This window comes from Leucobacter faecis (assembly GCF_054456635.2).
On sequence record NZ_JBTJEP020000006.1, the window covers coordinates 137707 to 154377 of the forward strand.

The window sequence follows — 16671 nt, forward strand, 5'->3', positions numbered from 1 at the left end:
GGAGGTCTTAGACTGCGACGGCCTGGCCGTTCTGTGCAGCCGACTCGGCGACCGCCGCGAGAAACTCCATGTTGTGCACGCCGTCGTCGAAGGTGCGGCAGCGCGGCAGCGACTCGGCCTCGGGCAGCCCCGCGACCTCCTCGAGAAACGCGCGTGCCTGGTGCACGAACAGGTCGTTCTGGCCGATGCCGACGCCGGGGGCGTCCATCGCCCAGCCGCCCGCGTAGCCGGGGTGGGCCGGGCCGAGCGGCACGGTGCGGTAGCCAGCGAGGTCGCCCTGCTCGTCGTGCAGCATGACCTCCACCTGTGACGGGTTTGTCTGCGCCCAGCGCGCGGCACCCTTTGAGCCAAATACCTCGAGGGTGAGGGTGTTGGGGTGGCCGGCAGCAACGCGCGACACCTCGAGGGTGCCCACGCAGCGCTCAAACTTTGCGTTGAAGGTGGCGTAGTCATCGTTGGTGACAGGCTCGGTCTCGTCGCTGACGTTGCCGCGCGTGTGCCCCACGACCTGCCCCAGCGGTTTCGGCCGCTCGGTGATGGACGTGTGGAACCGGCCACCCGAGACCTCTTGCACCTCACCGCACAGGTACTCGGCGATGTAGCTGAGGTGGCTGCCCACGTCGCCCAGCGCGCCCGACCCCGCGGGGCCCTGGTAACGCCAGCTGATGGGGGCGTCGGGGCGGCAGCCGTAGTCTGTCCAGTAGCGGCCCGATAAGTGCAGCACCTCACCGAGTCGGCCGTCGTCAATGAGCTGGCGCATGAACGCGATGCCGGGGGAGCGCAGGTAACTGAACCCGATGCGGGCGACGATGCCGCGCTCGGCAGCCGCGCGAGCGTCTGCCGCCATGGCACGGGCGTCTTCGATGGTGTCACTCAGCGGCTTCTCGCAGAGCACATGCTTGCCCGCGGCGAGCAGGCCCGCCACGATCTCGCGGTGCAGGGAATTGGCAACGACGACGCTCACCACGTCGATGTCGTCGGCGGCTGCGATGGCGCGCCAGTCGCTCTCGTGGCGTTCGAAGCCAAACCGCTTCGCCGCTTCTTGGCCGAGCGGGGCGTACACGTCGCCGATCGCGACGAGGCGAATCTCGGGCAGGGTGGGGCTGTAGACGGTGGAGGCTGCGCGGTAGGCGGCGGCGTGTGCCTTGCCCGCCATGCCGGCGCCGATGACGGCTACGCCGATTGATGAGGTCACGGGTGGTCCTTTCGATTGCGTCGTTGCGACGAAGGGGGCGCAGGCGATAGCGTTTAACCAATCGTTGGAGCGCTCCAATGGAGATTACGGTAACCCGAATCGAATTGTTCTGTCAATATGAATTCAGCGTGTCTTGAGGGCGCGCCCAACACACGTATTCACAACGCGCGAGAGGAGAAGCCGACATGACCACCGCAAAACGAGCCACAATCTACGATGTCGCCGAGCATGCGGGCGTCTCAAAGTCCCTCGTTTCGCTCGTGCTGCGCGGCTCACCCCGGGTGAGCGAAGAAAAGCGCGAAGCCGTGCTGGCCGCCGCTGCCGCGCTGAACTACACGCCGAGTCGCCTCGCCGCCGGCCTCGCGGGCACCCGCACCCGCAGCGTCGGCGTGGTGATCGATGACTTCGCCAACCTCTGGTTCGTCGAGGCGCTGGCTGGGCTGCGCCAGGCGCTCGCCGCGGGCGGCTACACGCTCAGCGTCGCCGACGCGCACCTCAACGCCCACCTGGGCGTCGATCCGCTCGAGGCGTTTGCCTCGCTGCGTGTCGACGGCCTCGTGCTCGCGGGCGAGGCTGCGGCCGCCGCGGTCGCGCGCAGCGGCATTCCGGCCGTCGTGCTCGGCGTGCGCGCGCTCGAGAGTGAGCTGCCGCAGCTGCCCGTGGTGCGCAGCGACGAAGTTGAGGGCGGCCGCATCGCGACGCGGCACCTTGCGCAGCTCGGCCACCGCGCCATCGCGTGCGTGTCTGGCCCGGGGGCGAGCGCGGCGCAGCGCGAGCGCGGCTACACCGAGGCCATGCGCGAGCTCGGCCTCACCCCCACCGTACTGCGCGCCCCCGACACGGGCGAGGCCGCCGCCCGCGAGGTCGCGCGCGGGCTACTCGCGACGAGTGCTCCGCGGGGTGCGGCGCCGGTCGGAGCGCCACCGACCGCAGTTCTTGCCGTAAACGACCCGATGGCGGCGGGCGTCATTGGGGCCGCGCGCGAGCTGGGGCTCGCGGTACCGCAGGATCTCTCGGTCGTGGGGTACGACGACTCGCCGCTCGCGAGCTACGGGCTCGTCTCGCTCACCACGGTGAGCGGTGACCCGCGCGAGCTGGGCGAGGCCGCGGGGCGCGCGCTCGCCGCGAAGCTCGAGGGTGACACGAGCCGGATCGAGTCACGCAGCTTCACGCCGCGGTTGGTGCGACGTGATTCGACGGCCGTGCCTAGGGCGTAAACCGCGTCACCAAACCCAATTGCAGGCGCTTGTGCCTGACTCGTGGCTGTCCAACCGTGACGAACATAAAATATGCGCGACGAATTCCGCTTCTGGGTCAGTTATTAGCGGAATTCGTCGCGCATATTTTTAGGAGACCAAGCCAAGCTTCATGGCGAAGGCGCGGATAGAAGTTGTTGGCGCGCAAAATTGGGTGGTCGCTTGTATTGGCGCAGCCCCGTTTGGGCCCTACAATGATTCCATTGTCCTATCAATTTAGATCGTGCTAAATCGGCGTGATCGAGACCCCAAGGGGATCGCAATGACGCAGCAGCCCGTACGTTTTGGACTCATCGGCACCGGTCGAATCGGCCAGGTTCACGCGGCCACCATCGCCGCCATGCCCGAGGCCACCCTGTCGTGGGTCGCAGACCCGTTCATCGCTGGCGCCGAGAGTGTCGTCGCTCGCTTCGGTGGCACCGCGACCGCCTCACCCGAAGAGCTCATCGCATCGGGCGAGATCGACGCCGTGCTCATCGCATCGCCGACCCCCACCCACGTCGACCTCATCGAGGCTTCGATTAAGGCGGGCCTGCCCGTGCTGTGCGAGAAGCCCATCGACCTCGACATTGCGCGGGTCGACGCGCTGCGCCCGCTCGTGGCCGACTCGGGTGTGCCCGTCGCGCTCGGGTTTAACCGCCGCTTTGATCCGGATTTTGCGAGCGCACGTGCCCGCGTGGCCGCTGGAGAAATTGGCGACCTCGAGCAGCTCATCATCATTAGCCGCGACCCCGCGGCGCCGCCGGCAGACTACGTGAAGGTGTCGGGCGGCATCTTCCGTGACATGACGATTCACGACTTCGACATGGCGCGCTTCTTCTTGGACGGCATTGTCGAGGTGCAGGCGACGGGCACGCAGGCGTTCGACGACGGTGCGAAGCAGCACGGCGACTTTGACACCGCGGTCACCACGCTGCGCGCCGAGTCGGGGGCGGTCGTCACGATCGTCAACTCGCGCCACAGCGCGATCGGCTACGACCAGCGCATCGAGGCGTTTGGTGCGAAGGGCATGCTGCAGGTCGCGAACGCGCCGACGAGCCTCGTGAGCCTGTCGACCGCAGACGCCGTCGAAGCGAAGCCCGCCTACGGCGAGTTCTTCCTCGAGCGTTACAAAGACGCGTACGCGCTCGAGCTCGTCGAGTTCGTGAAGCTGGTGCGCGGTGAGGCGTCGACGAGCCCCACATTTGAAGACGGCCGCGCCGCCCTCATTCTCGCCGATGCCGCGCAGCGCTCGGCTACCGAGGGCGTCGCCGTCAAGGTTGAGCTCTAGCCGCGCGCTGGCGTCTGAGACAGGGAGCATATTCATGACGAAGTACCGGTTGGCGGCCTGCGCCGAGATGCTGTTTCTGGACCTGCCATTCGAGGAGCGCGTGGCGCGCATTCACGAGCGCGGGTTCCTTGTTGAGATTTGGGACTGGAGCAATAAGGACCTCGTGGCGCTGAAGGCGACCGGGGCCGAGTTCTCGTCGATGACCGGGTATCTGCGCGGTGACCTCACGACGGCTGCGGGCCGGGCCGAGCTGCTCGCCACGGCCCGTGAATCACTCGCGGCCGCAGAGATCATCGACTCGCCCCGCCTCAACCTCCACGGCACAGGCCTGGGCGAAGGCGGCATTCCCGTCGTCGCGCACTCCGACGTGAGCGGCGAGGACTGGGTGCACGCCGCCGAGACGCTGCGCCAGGTGGCTGAGCTTGGGGCGGCAGCCGGCCGCACGTTTGTGCTCGAGAACCTCAACCTCGCGGTCGATCACCCGGGTACCCCGTTTGCGCGTGCCGCTGACACGCTCGCGCTCGTGCGCGGGGTCAACCACTCCAACCTGCGGCTCAACCTCGACCTGTACCACGCGCAGATCGGGGAGGGGAACCTCGTGTCGCTTGTCACCGAAGCGCTGCCCTGGATCGGCGAGATTCAGGTGGCCGACGTGCCGGGCCGGTGCGAGCCGGGCACGGGCGAGATTCGCTACGAAGCCGTCGCGCGGGCACTGCGCGAGCTGGGCTACGACGGCGTGATCGGCATGGAGGCGTGGGCGAGCGGCGACCCCGAGGCCGCGCTCGACGCGTTCAAGGCGGCGTTCGCGTAGTTCGCCGGGCGGGCGGGGCTCGCGGGGCGGGTTGGCGGGCCGTGCTCCCGTAAGATGATCGGGTGCAAGGAGGTGCCATGACTGACCCAACGAAGGCCGCAGCCGCGCCCCGCAGCGCGCCCCAGCGCCCGCCCACCATTCGCGATGTGGCCCGCGAGGCCGACGTGTCGAAGTCGCTCGTGTCGCTGGTCTTCAATGGCGGCGAGAACGTGAGCGAAGAGCGTCGACTGCGAGTGCTGCACGCCGCCGAACGCCTCGGCTACCGCCCCAACCTGGTCGCACAGTCGCTGTCGGCCGGCAAGCGAGACTTCGTCGCGATTCTCGTCTCAAACCTGCATAACCCGCTGTTCGCCGAGATCGTGGGGGCAGCGCGGGCGCAGCTGGCCGACGCTGGCCGGCGCACCATGATCGTGAGCGCCCAGGTCGATGACGGCGACGGCGCCGCGATGCTCGATCAAGACAATATTGCGATGCTGCGCGACCTGCGCCCCTCGGGGTTGATCACGGTCGGCACGATCCCCGGATTCGCTGAGCTCACCGACTTTGCGGCCACGATTCCCACCGTCGTTGCTAGCGCGATCGATGCGACGCCCGACGTCGTCGCCACCGTGCGTAGCGACGACAACGCGGGCGTCGACCTCGTCGTCGCGCACCTCGCGCACCAGGGCGTCACGCGCATCGCGCTCGTCGGCGGCCGCGGTGGCACTGTGTCGGCCTCGCGTGCTGCGGCGTTCACCGCGTCAATCGAGCGCCGCGGCCTCGCCGCCGACTCGTGGGTCGAGACCGCCGACTTTACCGAGGCTGGCGCGCACCGCGCGGTCGAGCGCATGCTCGCCGATGGCCGCCTACCCGAGGCCATCATCGCCGTCAACGACCTCGCTGCGATCGGCGCGATCACCGCACTCGAGGCGGCCGGCATCGCGGTGCCCGGCGGCTGCCGCGTCGCGGGCTACGACGACACGACGCTCGCCGCGATCCCGCGCATCTCGCTCACGAGCGTCGACCCCGGCAATCGCCGCATCGGCCGCGACGCCGCGACCGCGCTGCTCACCGCGCTCACGGAGCTCGATGGCCCCGCCGCTCATTCGGCTCCGGATCAGGCCGTGCCGCCCACCCCGCAGCGCGGCCTCGAGGTGCTCATCGAGCCGCGGCTCGTGGTGCGCGGGTCTACCACCGCGGGCTAGCTCCGCCGAGGCGGCGGTCTGCCTCGGCGAAGCAGGCGAGTGCGGCGTCGCGGGCCTGCGTGAGCCCGTCTGTCAGCGGCAGCGTGCGGTGGTGGTCAGACAGTATTTCGACACCCCACGGGCCCGAGAATCCCGTCGCGCGCACCGCATTAATGAACGAGGGCACGTCGAAGCTTCCCTCGCCGGGCAGTAGGCGGCGGTGAATCGTGTCTTCAAATAGCGTGCCCACCACCTCGGGGTGGGCGTCGTTCAGCTCGACCGAGAAGACGTACTCGCCGGGCAGGCGTTCGGCGATGACGGCATAGTCGGTGCCGGGCCTGGCGACGTGCCAAATGTCGAGGCACAGCCCGCCCGCCGGGTGCGCCACCTGCGTCACGAGCTCGATGCCCATCTCGAGCGAATCGCCGTAGCTGGCGAACGGCAAGAACTCGAGGGCGACGCGCGTGCCGTGCTCGGCCGCCTCGACTGCGAGGGCTTCAAAGCTCTCGGCGAACTGTGCCGGGTCAACGGGGCGCCCCGACGTTTCGGGGCCGATCTTGATGGTTTGCGCGCCCAGCGCCTCGGCGGCGGTAAAGATGTCGCGTCGCACCCGGTCAGATTCGGCCCGGCGGTCGTCGTTCGCCCACCAGTGCTCGATGAGTTCGAGTTCTAGGTGCTTGATGCCGTGGTCGGCGAGCATGCTGCCAAGGTCGGCGAGCGTGCCCGGGCCCGCAAGATACGCCTCGAGGTCTGCGTGCACGAGGCCGAACCCCTGCCAGCCACCCTGCGCGGTGGCGGCGATGCGTTCTTCGAGGGCGATCGGGCTGCGCGAGTGGCCGGGGAGCGGCAGGGCGGTGCCCGCGGTGGTCCAGCAGGTTGCGAGTAGTTCGGGTGTGGCAGGCATGGTGCTCCTTTGCGGGTCAAGCATTGGGCCACCCTAGCAAACCTCCGCTGGCACGTGCCAGCGCGGCTGGGAATTGGGTCTAATGCCTCGCCGGGGGTGCGGCCCTCGCTGCGACCTTGCTTGTGGCATCGATCCAGCTTCAAGCATCAGTTTTCTCCAAAAATTGATGTTTGACGCTGGGTTGGTGGGCCTGGCTAGACCCGGGTCGCGGCAGGTGCGGCAGGTGCGGCGGGCGGGGCAGTGCTCGCGCGCAGGGTGAGCGTGGGGGTCACGCGCAGCGTGGTGGCGGCCGTGTCGGGGTGCTCGAGCCTCGCATGCACGGTCTCGATGGCGAGCTGCGCCATGCGGTCGGGGTCTGGTCGCACACTTGTGAGCTGCACGAACGGCAGCGCCGCCGCGCTGCTGTCGTCAAAGCCGATGATCGACACGTCTTCGGGCACGCGCACCCCCGCGCGCACCAGCGTCTGCAGCGCACCAATCGCACAGTGGTCATTCACGCAGATCAGCGCGGTGGGTGCCGACTGGCTGCTCGATATCGCCCGCCCGGCGTGCGCCGCAGCGGAGCGCTCAGTGGGCCCCGCAACGGAGCGCACGGGTAGGGCGGGGCGAAGCTCGGCGAGGAGCGCGGTGGCGGCCAGGTGCCCGCCCTCCTCGGTGAAGGCGCTCGGGACGATCCGGCTCGAAAAACCCAGCGAGCGCATGGCGTCGCGGTACCCCGTGAGGCGCTCGGCGGCGTTGGGGCCCGCCTCGGGCCCTACGTACGCGATGCGCTCGTGGCCGAGCGCGGCGAGGTGCTCGACAGCGAGGGCGATGCCCGAGCGGTTCTCGACATCGACGCTGTCGTGCGGCTCGGGGGAGGCGGGGCCGCCGAGCAGCAGCGTGGGGATCCCCGCGGGGAGGCCGATGAACTCTTCGTTGCCCTCGTGCGCGTCGAGCACGATGAGCGCTTCGATGCGCTGCCGCATGAGCTCGGCGAGAGCGGTTTCTTGTGAGCGAGACGCGCTCATCGTGCTCAGGGCGAGCGCGAATCCGCGTTCGGCGGCGCGACGGTACAGGGCTTCGACGAGGTCGACCTCGAAGGGCTGTCGCATGGTGAAGAGCACGCCGATCTGGCCGCTGCGGCGCCGGCGCAGCATGCGCGCCGAGTCGTCGGGGTGGTAGCCGAGCTCGCGTGCCGCGGCCAGAATGCGCTCGCGTGAGGCCTCGCTCGCGCCGGGGGCGCCGCGCAGCACGATCGACACGAGCTGCCGCGAGAGACCGACGCGCTCGGCCACGTCGCGCATGGTGGGGCGGGCGTGGGGAGCGGCTGAGGCGGGGGGCGCGTCGTCACGGGAGGTCACGCGTCTATCGTGCCACGGCGGGGCGCCCGCGTGCGAGGTTGACGAACCAGGCACCATGTGCTTACAATTTGGACCGGTCCAAACGATCGCTGAATCACATCAGCTGCGATCTACATCAACGACGACGGGCAAGGGCGCACCAATGAGCAATCACACCAGCGCAGGGCAGGGCACGAGCGAACACGGCAGCTACGGGCTGCTCATTGGCGGCGAATGGCGCGAAGCCGCCACGGGCAACCGCGCCGAAGTGCGCTCACCGTTTGACGGCCGCGCCGTCGGCGAGGTCGCGCTCGCCAGCCCGGCGGACGCGCTCGCCGCCCTCGACGCCGCCGAGCGCGGGGCGGCCATCTGGCGCCGCACCCCCGCCCACGAGCGCGCCGTGATCTTGCAGCGCGCCGCAGATCTTGCCGACGCGCGGGCAGACCAGCTTGGTGCCACGATCTCGGCCGAGAACGGCAAGCCGCTCGCCGAAGCCCTCGGTGAAGCGCGCCGCTCGGGCGCCATCATTCGCCTCGCCGCACACGAAGGCACACAGCTCTACGGCGACTCGCTGCCCCTCGACGCGAACCCCGGCACCGGTCAAGACAAGGTCGGATTCACCCTGCGACAGCCCGTCGGCATCGTCGTCGCGATCACCCCTTTCAACTACCCGGCACTGCTCGTGCTGCACAAGCTCGCCCCCGCGCTCGCCGCAGGCAACGCGGTTGTGCTCAAGCCCGCGGGCGCCACCCCGCTCACCGCGCTCGCGCTCGCGCAGCTGTTCATCGAGGCCGGCCTCCCCGAGGGCGTCCTCTCGGTGATCACCGGCGCGGGCGGCTCGATCGGCGACACGCTCGTGAGCGACCCTCGCGTGCGCAAAATCTCATTCACCGGATCAACGGGCGTGGGAGAGCACATCGCACGTATCGCGGGTATCAAGAAGCTGTCGCTCGAGCTCGGGGCGTCGTCACCGACCTTGATCTTGCCCGGCGCCGACCTCGAGAAGGCGGCCGCGGCGGTGGCGGCGGGCGGTTACGTCAACGGTGGCCAGGTGTGCATCTCGGTGCAGCGCGTGATCGTGCACCGCGATATCGAGCGCGACTTTCTCGACGCACTCGTGCCCAAGGTCGAGGCGATTCGCATGGGCGACCCGTCGGCCCAGGGCACGACGCTCGGCCCGCTCATTACCGAGCGCGAGGCTGAGCGCGTCGAGCGCAGCATCGCGCAGGCGGTCACCGAGGGTGCGCGGCTTCTGACCGGCGGCGCACGCGACGGTGCGTTCGTGTCACCCGCGATTGTGGCGGGCGTCGATACGCGCCAGGCGCTCGCGCAAGAAGAACTCTTTGGGCCCGCCGTCGCGGTCACCACCGTCGACTCGTTTGACGCGGCGATCGATGCGGCCAACGGCACCCCGTATGGCCTCGCCGCAGGTGTCTTCGGTGGCACCCTCTCCGAGGGGGTGCGCGCGATGCGCGAAATCGACGCGGGCAGCGTGCACCTCGGGTGGACGCCGCTGTGGCGTGCAGACCTGATGCCGTATGGCGGCTTCAAGGCCAGCGGGTACGGCAAGGAGGGCGTGCGCGCCACGGTCGAGGAGATGACCGAGGTGAAGACCGTGATTCTGCACAGCTAGGGGTGGATCCTGCGACTCGTTCCTCGCGCAGGATGACGGGGAGGGCGCTCGCGCAGGACCCGCACAAGAACTACAACAACATAACCAGCAAGCAATAAGGAGCACAGCAATGGTGCAAGGACTCTCGGGCAAGACCGTACGTCTTACGGTCTCCCAGGCGATCGTGAAGTACACGGCCGCCCAGTACACGGTCGCAGACGGCGTCCGACGCCGCTTCGTCCCCGCGGCGCTCGGCATCTTCGGCCACGGCAACGTCGCCGGGCTCGGCCAGGCGTTTGCCGAGTATGCAGACAGCCTCCCGTTTGTGCAGGGCCGCAACGAGCAGGCCATCGCGCATCTCGCCACTGGCTTCGCGAAAGCCACCAAGCGCCGACAGACCCTCGCGGTTACCGCGTCGGTTGGCCCGGGTGCCACGAACCTCGTGACCGCGGCGGCGCTCGCGACCGTGAACCGGATCCCGCTGCTGCTCTTCCCCGGCGACACCTACGCCACGCGCCGCCAGGGCCCCGTGCTGCAGCAGATCGACCTGCCGGGCACCCCAGATGTGACCGTCAACGACGCGTTTCGCCCCATCTCGCGGTTCTTCGACCGCATCAACCGCCCCGAGCAGCTGCTCACGGCGCTGCCGCAGGCGTTTCGGGTGCTCGCGAACCCCGAGGAGACCGGCGCCGTCGTGCTCGCACTGCCACAAGACGTGCAGTCGCACGCCTACGACTTTCCCGTCGAGTTCTTCGACGAGAAAGACTGGGTGATTCGGCGCCGTGTGCCCGACGCGGCCGAGATTGCCGAGATCGCGCGCCTGCTGCGTGCGGCCAAGCGCCCGCTCGTGATCGCGGGCGGCGGTGTGATCTACTCCGACGCGCAAGAGCGCCTCACCGAGCTCGGCCGCCGCACCGGCCTGCCGATCAGCGAGACGTTCGCGGGTAAGGGCGCGGTTACGAGCGACGGCCCGTTCCGCGTTGACGGCATCGGGCTCGAGGGCTCGCCCGAGACGAACCGGCTCGCAGAGCGCGCCGACCTCGTGCTGCACATCGGCACCCGCCTCACCGACTTTGCGACCGCCTCGCAGTCCATCTTCCAGGGCGAGAACGTCAAGTTCGCGTCGATCAATGTTGTCGAGCACGATGCCGTGAAGCAGGGCGCGTACGCCGCGCTCGCCGACGCGGGTCTCGCGCTCGACGCGCTCACCGAGGCGCTCGGCGACTACCGCGTCGCGGCCGACTGGGCCGCCGATGTCGAGGCCGCGCGCGCCAAGTGGGCCCCGGCGCGGGCGCGGGCGCTTGACGCAGACCAGGTATTCGACAAGGCCACTCGGCCCGAGGTGCCCGACACCGATGCGATCCTCACGCAGGGCCAGCTCATCGGCCTGCTGCAGGAGCACGCGCAGCCCGGCGACACGATCGTCGCCGCGGCCGGCGGCCCTCCCGGCGATCTACAGAAGGTGTGGGACGCCACGAACGGGCGCCACGCGCACCTCGAGTTTGGGTTCTCATGCATGGGCTACGAGCTGCCCGCGGCGATGGGCGTGCGCCTCGCCGACCCCGACCCCAGCCACCGCGTCACCGCGTTTATTGGCGACGGCACCTTCGTGATGGCACCCACCGAGATCGTGACCGCGGCGCAAGAGCGCATTCCGTTCACGCTCGTGGTGTCAGAAAACCACGGGTACCAGGTGATTCGTCGGCTGCAGATGTGGCGCACGGGCGAGCACTTTGGCAACGAGTTTCGTTACCGCGAAGCGGGCGGATCGCTCGCGGGCTCCGATGCGGGCCGGCTCGAGGGTGACTACCTCAACATCGACCTGACCCAGATCGCGGCCGGCCTCGGCGCGGTGGTGCGCAAGCCGTACACCGCCGACGAGGTGCGCCAGGCGCTCGCCGAGACGCGCGAGGTCAAGGGCCCGGTCGTCATCGTTGTGCCCACCATTCCTCACGTGGACCTGCCCAGTTCAGAGGTGTGGTGGGACGTTTCTCCCGCCGAGGTGTCGCAGGCGCCCGATACGAGCGTCGAGCTCGCCGACTACCTCGAGGGTCGCGCGAACCAGCGGTGGCACGGATGAGCGCGGCAGAATCTGGTGCGGCAGCTGTGAGCGCGGCAGCTGTGAGCGCCGGATCGTTCCAAGCTGCCGGCCCGCTGGCCGCGGGCCGCGCCCTGCGCGCCCGGTTTCTCGCGGGCGAGCCCACGGTCGGCACGTTCTTGGGGCTCGGCTCGGTCGCCGCGGCCGAGGTGTGTGCCTCGGCCGGGCTCGACTGGGTGCTCGCAGACCTTGAGCACGGTGGCGGTGACGAGGCCGAGGTCGGTTCGATCGTTGCCGCGGCAGGCGGTTACGGCACCGCGACGCTCGTGCGCGTGGAGCAGCCCGACCGCATACGGGTCGGGCGGGTGCTCGACGCGGGGGCGGCGGGCGTGATGCTGCCGCGCATCTCGAGTGCGGCAGAGGCGGCGGCCGCGCTGAGGCACCGACTGTACCCGCCCGAGGGAGACCGCGGTGTCGCAACCTATAACCGTGCTGCCCGCTGGGGTGGCGAGGTGGAGGCGCTCGACGCCGCGAACGACCGCGCCGCGGGCATCGTGCAGATCGAGACGGCCGGAGCGATGGCCGAGCTCGACGCGATCGCTGCGACACCCGGCGCCGACGTCTTGTTCGTGGGCCCGCAGGACCTGAGCTACGCGCTCGGCGTGCCGCGCCAGTTTGACGCCCCCGTGTTTCAGGAGGCGCTCGACCGGGTGGTTGCCGCCTGCCGTGCACACGGCAAGGTCGCGGGCATTCTCACGAACGACCGGGCGGGGGCCGAGGCGTACCTTGCACGCGGCTTCAAGTTCATCGCGATCGGGTCTGATGCGACGCTGCTCGCTGCGACCGTGCGCGGCGCGCTCCCCGACCTCGGGGCAGCGTCATGACGGCCACGCCTGCGGCGGCGTCTTCATCTTCCGGTCTTCCTGCGGCGGCGTCTTCATCTTCCGGTCTTCCTGCGGCGGCGTCTTCATCTTCCGGTCTTCCTGCGGCGGCGAAGCCGATCGCAGGATCCAGCCCGCTCGTCGTGGGGCTCGGGCCCGTTGATCCGGCGCTGGTGCTGCCGCACTTGGGCGCCGGGGTGCGATTTGAGCCCGAGCCCGATGCGGGCGACCTCGCGGCCGCCGAGGGCGCGATCGTGCGGGCAGCGTACGACGTCGACCGGGCACTGCTTGCGCACATGCCCGCGCTGCGCGTCGTCGCGCGTACCGGCGTGGGCGTCGAGCGCGTCGATGTCGGCGCGTGCCACGAGCGCGGCATCGCCGTCGCGGTGACGCCGGGCAGCAACGCCCGCGCGGTCGCAGAGGGGGCGTTTGCGATGCTGCTCGCGCTCATTAAGCGGGTGCCGCAGTCGCACGCGTTCGTCGCAGGGGACCGCTGGGGCAGCGACGCGGTGCCCGTGCCAGGCGACGCGCACGGCAAGACGCTCGCGGTGATCGGGTTCGGCCGCATCGGCCGTGTGATCGCGGGGTTTGCCACCGCGTTTGGTATGCGCGTGCTCGTGCACGACCCGTTCGTGCAGGCCGAAGAGTTTGAGAACGTGACACTCGCAGAAGCCGTGCGGCGGGCCGACGCGATTACGCTGCACCTGCCGGGCGGTGACGGTGAGTTGCTGCCGCGTGAGTTGCTGGCGACGGCGCAGCCGGGTCTCGTGCTCGTGAACTGCGCCCGCGCCGAACTCGTATCAACCGATACACTCGCGTGGGGGCTCGGCTCGGGGACTCTCGCGGGCGTCGGCCTCGACGTGTTTGCGGCGGAGCCGATGCGCGGGCACCCGCTCGCGCACGACCCCCGCGTGCTTCTCAGCCCGCACACCTCTGGGCTTTCTGAGGCGGCCATGGCCGCTACATTTCAGATGGCGGCAGAGGCGGTGCGCGAGAGTCTCGCGGGTCGTTATCCAACCTTTATCGTAAAGGTCGCCTGACGCGAAAACTTGCTGTACTGTACAGAGCAGAGCTAAAGCTTTGTAACGACATTAGTTCAATTAACACGATGGAGTGAAGACAATGAAGTCACAAATGAAGCGCTGGACCCGAGTCGGTTTCGCCGGCATCGCAGCAACCGGAGCCCTGCTCCTCGCCGCTTGTGGCAGCCCCGCGGGCGCCGGTGGTGGCGCGGCTGGCGGCGACGATGGCAACGCTATTAAAGAAGACAAGCTCAAGGTCGCGATGATCACGCACGCGGCCCCCGGCGACACGTTCTGGGACACGATCCGGGCCGGTGCCGAGAAGGCCGAGTCGCGCAACAACATCGAGCTGCTGTACACCTCGGATCCCGATGGTGCGCGCCAGGCGCAGCTCGTGCAGCAGGCGGTAGACCAGGGTGTCGACGGCATCGTTGTCACCCTCGCGAAGGCCGACGCCATGTCAGGCGAGGTGAAGAAGGCTGTTGAAGCGGGGATCCCCGTGTTTAGCATCAACGCGGGCGAGAACGAGTACAAGGACATGGGCGTACTCGCCCACTTCGGCCAGAACGAGTTCATCGCGGGCCAGGCAGCGGGCGAACAGTTCAACGAGGCTGGCCTGAAGAAGGTCGTCTGCGTGATCCAGGAGCAGGGCCACGTCGGCCTCGAGTCGCGCTGCGAAGGCCTCGCCGACACTCTCGAAGGCACCTCGGAGGTGCTGTACGTGCAGGGCACCGACATGACAAACGTTGCTTCGACAATCACGTCCAAGCTGCAGACCAACAAAGACATCGACGCCGTGCTGACCCTCGGTGCGCCCTTCGCCATGACCGCTGTTGACGCGATCAAGGACGCCGGTAGCTCAGCCACGCTCGCCACGACCGACCTGAACTCTGACGTGTACGCAGCGATCAAGGACGGCACGATGCTCTTCGGTATCGACCAGCAGCCGTTCATGCAGGGCTACGAGTCGGTAGAAGCGGTGCGCCTGTTCCACGAGGGTGGCTACGTGCTCGGCGGCGGCCAGGCAGTGCTCACCGGCCCCGCTGTTGTGAACGCCGACAACGCTGAGAGCGTTGCCGCGCAGTTCAAGTAAAGCTGCGAGAGAGTTGAAATCTATGTCTACAGCCACTGCGCCAAAATTTGATGAGCGTATTGCCACCGGCAACCTCTTCACGCGCTTCTTCTCGAAGCCTGAGGCGGGCGCCAGCACAGCAGCACTCGTCTTGGCCATCATGTTTGCGGTCGTCGCACCGCAGTTCACCAAGCCTGACTCGATCGCCACGATTCTCTACGGTGCATCCACCGTGGGCATCATGGCGGTCGGTGTCTCGCTCTTGATGATCGGCGGCGAGGTCGACCTGTCGGCCGGTGTCGGCGTCATCTCAGCCGCACTGTCATCGTCCCTGTTCATGTACTGGTTCGGCGGCAACGTCTGGGTCGGGGCCACGATCGGTCTCGTGTTCTCGCTGCTCGTTGGGTTGCTCAACGGCTGGCTGTTGACGAAGACGAAACTCTCGAGCTTTATCATCACCCTGGCCACGTTCTTCATGCTGACGGGCCTCAACCTGGGTGTAACGCGACTGATCACGGGCGGGGTCGCTGCCCCGTCGATCGCGGGGTGGCCGGGCTTCGAGTCGGCCGCCGCCGTGTTCGCATCAGATGTTCCGGTGTTCGGGGTGAAGGTGAAGATCACGGTCTTCTACTGGATCCTGCTCGTGGCAGTCGCAACCTGGATCTTGAAGCGCACCCGCATTGGCAACTGGATCTTTGCGTCGGGTGGCGCGCCCGACGCGGCACGCGCTGTCGGCGTGCCGGTCGTGAAGACCAAGATCGGCCTCTACATGGGCGTGAGCTTCTGTGCGTGGCTGCTGGGCATGCACCAGCTGTTCGCGTTCAAGACCGTGCAGTCGGGCGAGGGCATCGGCAACGAGTTCCTCTACATCATCGCCGCGGTCGTCGGCGGCTGCCTCATGACGGGCGGCTACGGCTCGGCGCTCGGCGGCGCCATCGGTGCGCTGATCTACGGCATGGCACTCAAGGGCGTCGTGTACGCCGAGTGGAACCCCGACTGGCTCAAGTTCTTCCTCGGCGCCATGCTGCTGGGAGCGACCGTGCTCAACTTCACGCTGCAGCGCCGCGCAGCGCAGGGAGGTAAAAAGTGAACGCCACAACAGCAACGGCCACGCCGCTCGTAGAGTTACGTGACGCCGAGAAGCGCTACGGCAACATCATCGCCCTGCGCGATGTCAGCCTCAAGGTGAGCCCCGGCGAGGTGATGTGCGTGCTCGGCGATAACGGCGCCGGCAAGTCCACCCTCATTAAAATTATTGCTGGCCTGCACCAGCACACCGGCGGCGAGTTTCTCATCGAAGGCGAGGCGGTCAAGCTTGATTCGCCCCGTGAAGCGCTCAACAAGGGGATCGCAACGGTCTACCAGGATCTCGCGGTCGCACCGCTGATGCCGGTGTGGCGCAACTTCTTCTTGGGCTCCGAGAAAACGATTGGTTGGGGCCCGTTCAAACGCCTCGACATCGAGTTCATGCGCGAGACGGCGAAGAAGGAACTGCTCGACATGGGCATCGACCTGCGCGACGTCGACCAGCCGATTGGCACCCTCTCGGGCGGCGAACGGCAGTGTGTAGCGATCGCGCGCGCCGTGTACTTCGGCGCGAAGGTGCTCATCCTCGACGAGCCGACCGCCGCCCTCGGCGTGAAGCAGTCGGGTGTCGTGCTGCGCTACATCATTCAGGCGCGCGACCGCGGTCTCGGCGTGATCTTCATCACGCACAACCCGCACCACGCCTATCCCGTCGGTGACCGGTTTCTGCTGCTCAAGCGCGGCCAGAGCATCGGCTACCACGAGAAGGCAGACATTTCACTTGAAGAGCTCACGGGCCTCATGGCTGGCGGGGCCGAGCTCGAGCAGCTCGTGCACGAGCTGCGCCAGGTGGGCACGAGCACCGACACGGTGCGCACGATTCGTGACGAGATTGAAGAGGACGAGGCTGCAGGAGTGGGCCGGGTCACCGTCACCGAGGTCGTAAACGTCGTGATTCCTGAGGAAGACGAGCGCTAGCGTTCGGCTCGCGGCCTAGCTAGACGAGAGGGGGTGCCCAGCAGGGCGCCCCCTCTTTCTGCGCTCCCCTGAGTTCACTGCCCACCTCAGCCCAGCCGGAGTCCCTGTGACCGCACCCCGCTGC

14 protein-coding genes are annotated in these 16671 nt (G+C 68.3%); 11 read left to right on the forward strand and 3 right to left on the reverse strand.

Features of this window, described 5'->3' with window-relative positions:
• Positions 1–7: 7 nt before the first annotated feature.
• Complete coding sequence (locus ACXR2T_RS07095; protein WP_458838640.1) at positions 8–1195, reverse strand: Gfo/Idh/MocA family protein; 1188 nt, start codon at positions 1193–1195, stop codon at positions 8–10.
• Between the two features lie 185 nt (positions 1196–1380).
• Here ACXR2T_RS07095 and ACXR2T_RS07100 point away from each other — a divergent pair, with 185 nt between their 5' ends.
• The 4 genes from ACXR2T_RS07100 to ACXR2T_RS07115 all read left to right on the forward strand — a co-directional run bounded on the left by ACXR2T_RS07100 (position 1381) and on the right by ACXR2T_RS07115 (position 5716).
• Positions 1381–2412: a LacI family DNA-binding transcriptional regulator gene (locus tag ACXR2T_RS07100; RefSeq protein ID WP_458838641.1), complete on the forward strand. Its 1032-nt coding sequence runs from the start codon at positions 1381–1383 to the stop codon at positions 2410–2412.
• Between the two features lie 301 nt (positions 2413–2713).
• Positions 2714–3721, forward strand: a complete 1008-nt coding sequence (iolG, locus tag ACXR2T_RS07105; RefSeq protein WP_458838642.1) for an inositol 2-dehydrogenase — start codon at positions 2714–2716, stop codon at positions 3719–3721.
• 34 nt (positions 3722–3755) lie between these two features.
• The gene (locus ACXR2T_RS07110; RefSeq protein ID WP_458838643.1) at positions 3756–4532 is read left to right on the forward strand and encodes a TIM barrel protein; all 777 of its coding nucleotides are present in this window, start codon (positions 3756–3758) and stop codon (positions 4530–4532) included.
• Positions 4533–4609: 77 nt separating this feature from the next.
• A complete protein-coding gene (locus tag ACXR2T_RS07115) occupies positions 4610–5716 on the forward strand; it encodes a LacI family DNA-binding transcriptional regulator (RefSeq protein WP_458838644.1) in 1107 nt (368 codons plus the stop codon).
• Here the strand turns inward: ACXR2T_RS07115 and ACXR2T_RS07120 are convergent.
• Complete coding sequence (locus ACXR2T_RS07120; protein WP_458838645.1) at positions 5700–6599, reverse strand: sugar phosphate isomerase/epimerase family protein; 900 nt, start codon at positions 6597–6599, stop codon at positions 5700–5702. The two genes, ACXR2T_RS07115 and ACXR2T_RS07120, sit on opposite strands and share 17 nt — an antisense overlap.
• Before the next feature lie 194 nt (positions 6600–6793).
• Complete coding sequence (locus ACXR2T_RS07125; protein WP_458838646.1) at positions 6794–7939, reverse strand: LacI family DNA-binding transcriptional regulator; 1146 nt, start codon at positions 7937–7939, stop codon at positions 6794–6796.
• Positions 7940–8081: 142 nt separating this feature from the next.
• Between ACXR2T_RS07125 and ACXR2T_RS07130 the strand changes: the two genes are divergently transcribed.
• From ACXR2T_RS07130 to ACXR2T_RS07160, 7 genes are all read left to right on the forward strand, one after another.
• The gene (locus ACXR2T_RS07130) at positions 8082–9551 is read left to right on the forward strand and encodes an aldehyde dehydrogenase family protein (RefSeq protein ID WP_458838647.1); all 1470 of its coding nucleotides are present in this window, start codon (positions 8082–8084) and stop codon (positions 9549–9551) included.
• A 109-nt stretch (positions 9552–9660) separates the two neighbouring features.
• On the forward strand, positions 9661–11610 hold the full coding sequence (gene iolD, locus ACXR2T_RS07135; RefSeq protein ID WP_458838648.1) for a 3D-(3,5/4)-trihydroxycyclohexane-1,2-dione acylhydrolase (decyclizing): 1950 nt from the start codon (positions 9661–9663) through the stop codon (positions 11608–11610).
• Positions 11607–12452 carry an HpcH/HpaI aldolase family protein gene (locus ACXR2T_RS07140; RefSeq protein ID WP_458838649.1) on the forward strand — a complete coding sequence of 282 codons (846 nt, stop codon included), beginning with the start codon at positions 11607–11609 and terminating at the stop codon, positions 12450–12452. The genes iolD and ACXR2T_RS07140 overlap by 4 nt, the downstream gene beginning before the upstream one ends.
• Positions 12449–13489: an NAD(P)-dependent oxidoreductase gene (locus tag ACXR2T_RS07145; protein ID WP_458838650.1), complete on the forward strand. Its 1041-nt coding sequence runs from the start codon at positions 12449–12451 to the stop codon at positions 13487–13489. The genes ACXR2T_RS07140 and ACXR2T_RS07145 overlap by 4 nt, the downstream gene beginning before the upstream one ends.
• A gap of 94 nt (positions 13490–13583) precedes the next feature.
• On the forward strand, positions 13584–14564 hold the full coding sequence (locus ACXR2T_RS07150; protein ID WP_458838672.1) for a sugar ABC transporter substrate-binding protein: 981 nt from the start codon (positions 13584–13586) through the stop codon (positions 14562–14564).
• A gap of 22 nt (positions 14565–14586) precedes the next feature.
• Entirely contained in the window at positions 14587–15633 is a 1047-nt protein-coding gene (locus tag ACXR2T_RS07155; RefSeq protein ID WP_458816498.1) for an ABC transporter permease, read from the forward strand.
• Positions 15630–16547 (forward strand): ATP-binding cassette domain-containing protein, encoded by a 918-nt coding sequence (locus ACXR2T_RS07160; RefSeq protein ID WP_458838651.1) that lies wholly within the window; start codon positions 15630–15632, stop codon positions 16545–16547. The genes ACXR2T_RS07155 and ACXR2T_RS07160 overlap by 4 nt, the downstream gene beginning before the upstream one ends.
• Positions 16548–16671 lie beyond the last annotated feature (124 nt).

Bases quoted from the DNA above. Each gene is read 5' to 3' on its own strand.
- ACXR2T_RS07100 (WP_458838641.1), top strand. From the start codon at position 1,381: ATGACCACCGCAAAACGAGCCACAATCTACGATGTCGCCGAGCATGCG.
- ACXR2T_RS07115 (WP_458838644.1), top strand. From the start codon at position 4,610: ATGACTGACCCAACGAAGGCCGCAGCCGCGCCCCGCAGCGCGCCCCAG.
- ACXR2T_RS07110 (WP_458838643.1), top strand. From the start codon at position 3,756: ATGACGAAGTACCGGTTGGCGGCCTGCGCCGAGATGCTGTTTCTGGAC.
- ACXR2T_RS07140 (WP_458838649.1), top strand. From the start codon at position 11,607: ATGAGCGCGGCAGAATCTGGTGCGGCAGCTGTGAGCGCGGCAGCTGTG.
- ACXR2T_RS07120 (WP_458838645.1), bottom strand. From the start codon at position 6,599: ATGCCTGCCACACCCGAACTACTCGCAACCTGCTGGACCACCGCGGGC.
- ACXR2T_RS07150 (WP_458838672.1), top strand. From the start codon at position 13,584: ATGAAGCGCTGGACCCGAGTCGGTTTCGCCGGCATCGCAGCAACCGGA.
- iolG (WP_458838642.1), top strand. From the start codon at position 2,714: ATGACGCAGCAGCCCGTACGTTTTGGACTCATCGGCACCGGTCGAATC.
- ACXR2T_RS07155 (WP_458816498.1), top strand. From the start codon at position 14,587: ATGTCTACAGCCACTGCGCCAAAATTTGATGAGCGTATTGCCACCGGC.
- iolD (WP_458838648.1), top strand. From the start codon at position 9,661: ATGGTGCAAGGACTCTCGGGCAAGACCGTACGTCTTACGGTCTCCCAG.
- ACXR2T_RS07145 (WP_458838650.1), top strand. From the start codon at position 12,449: ATGACGGCCACGCCTGCGGCGGCGTCTTCATCTTCCGGTCTTCCTGCG.
- ACXR2T_RS07130 (WP_458838647.1), top strand. From the start codon at position 8,082: ATGAGCAATCACACCAGCGCAGGGCAGGGCACGAGCGAACACGGCAGC.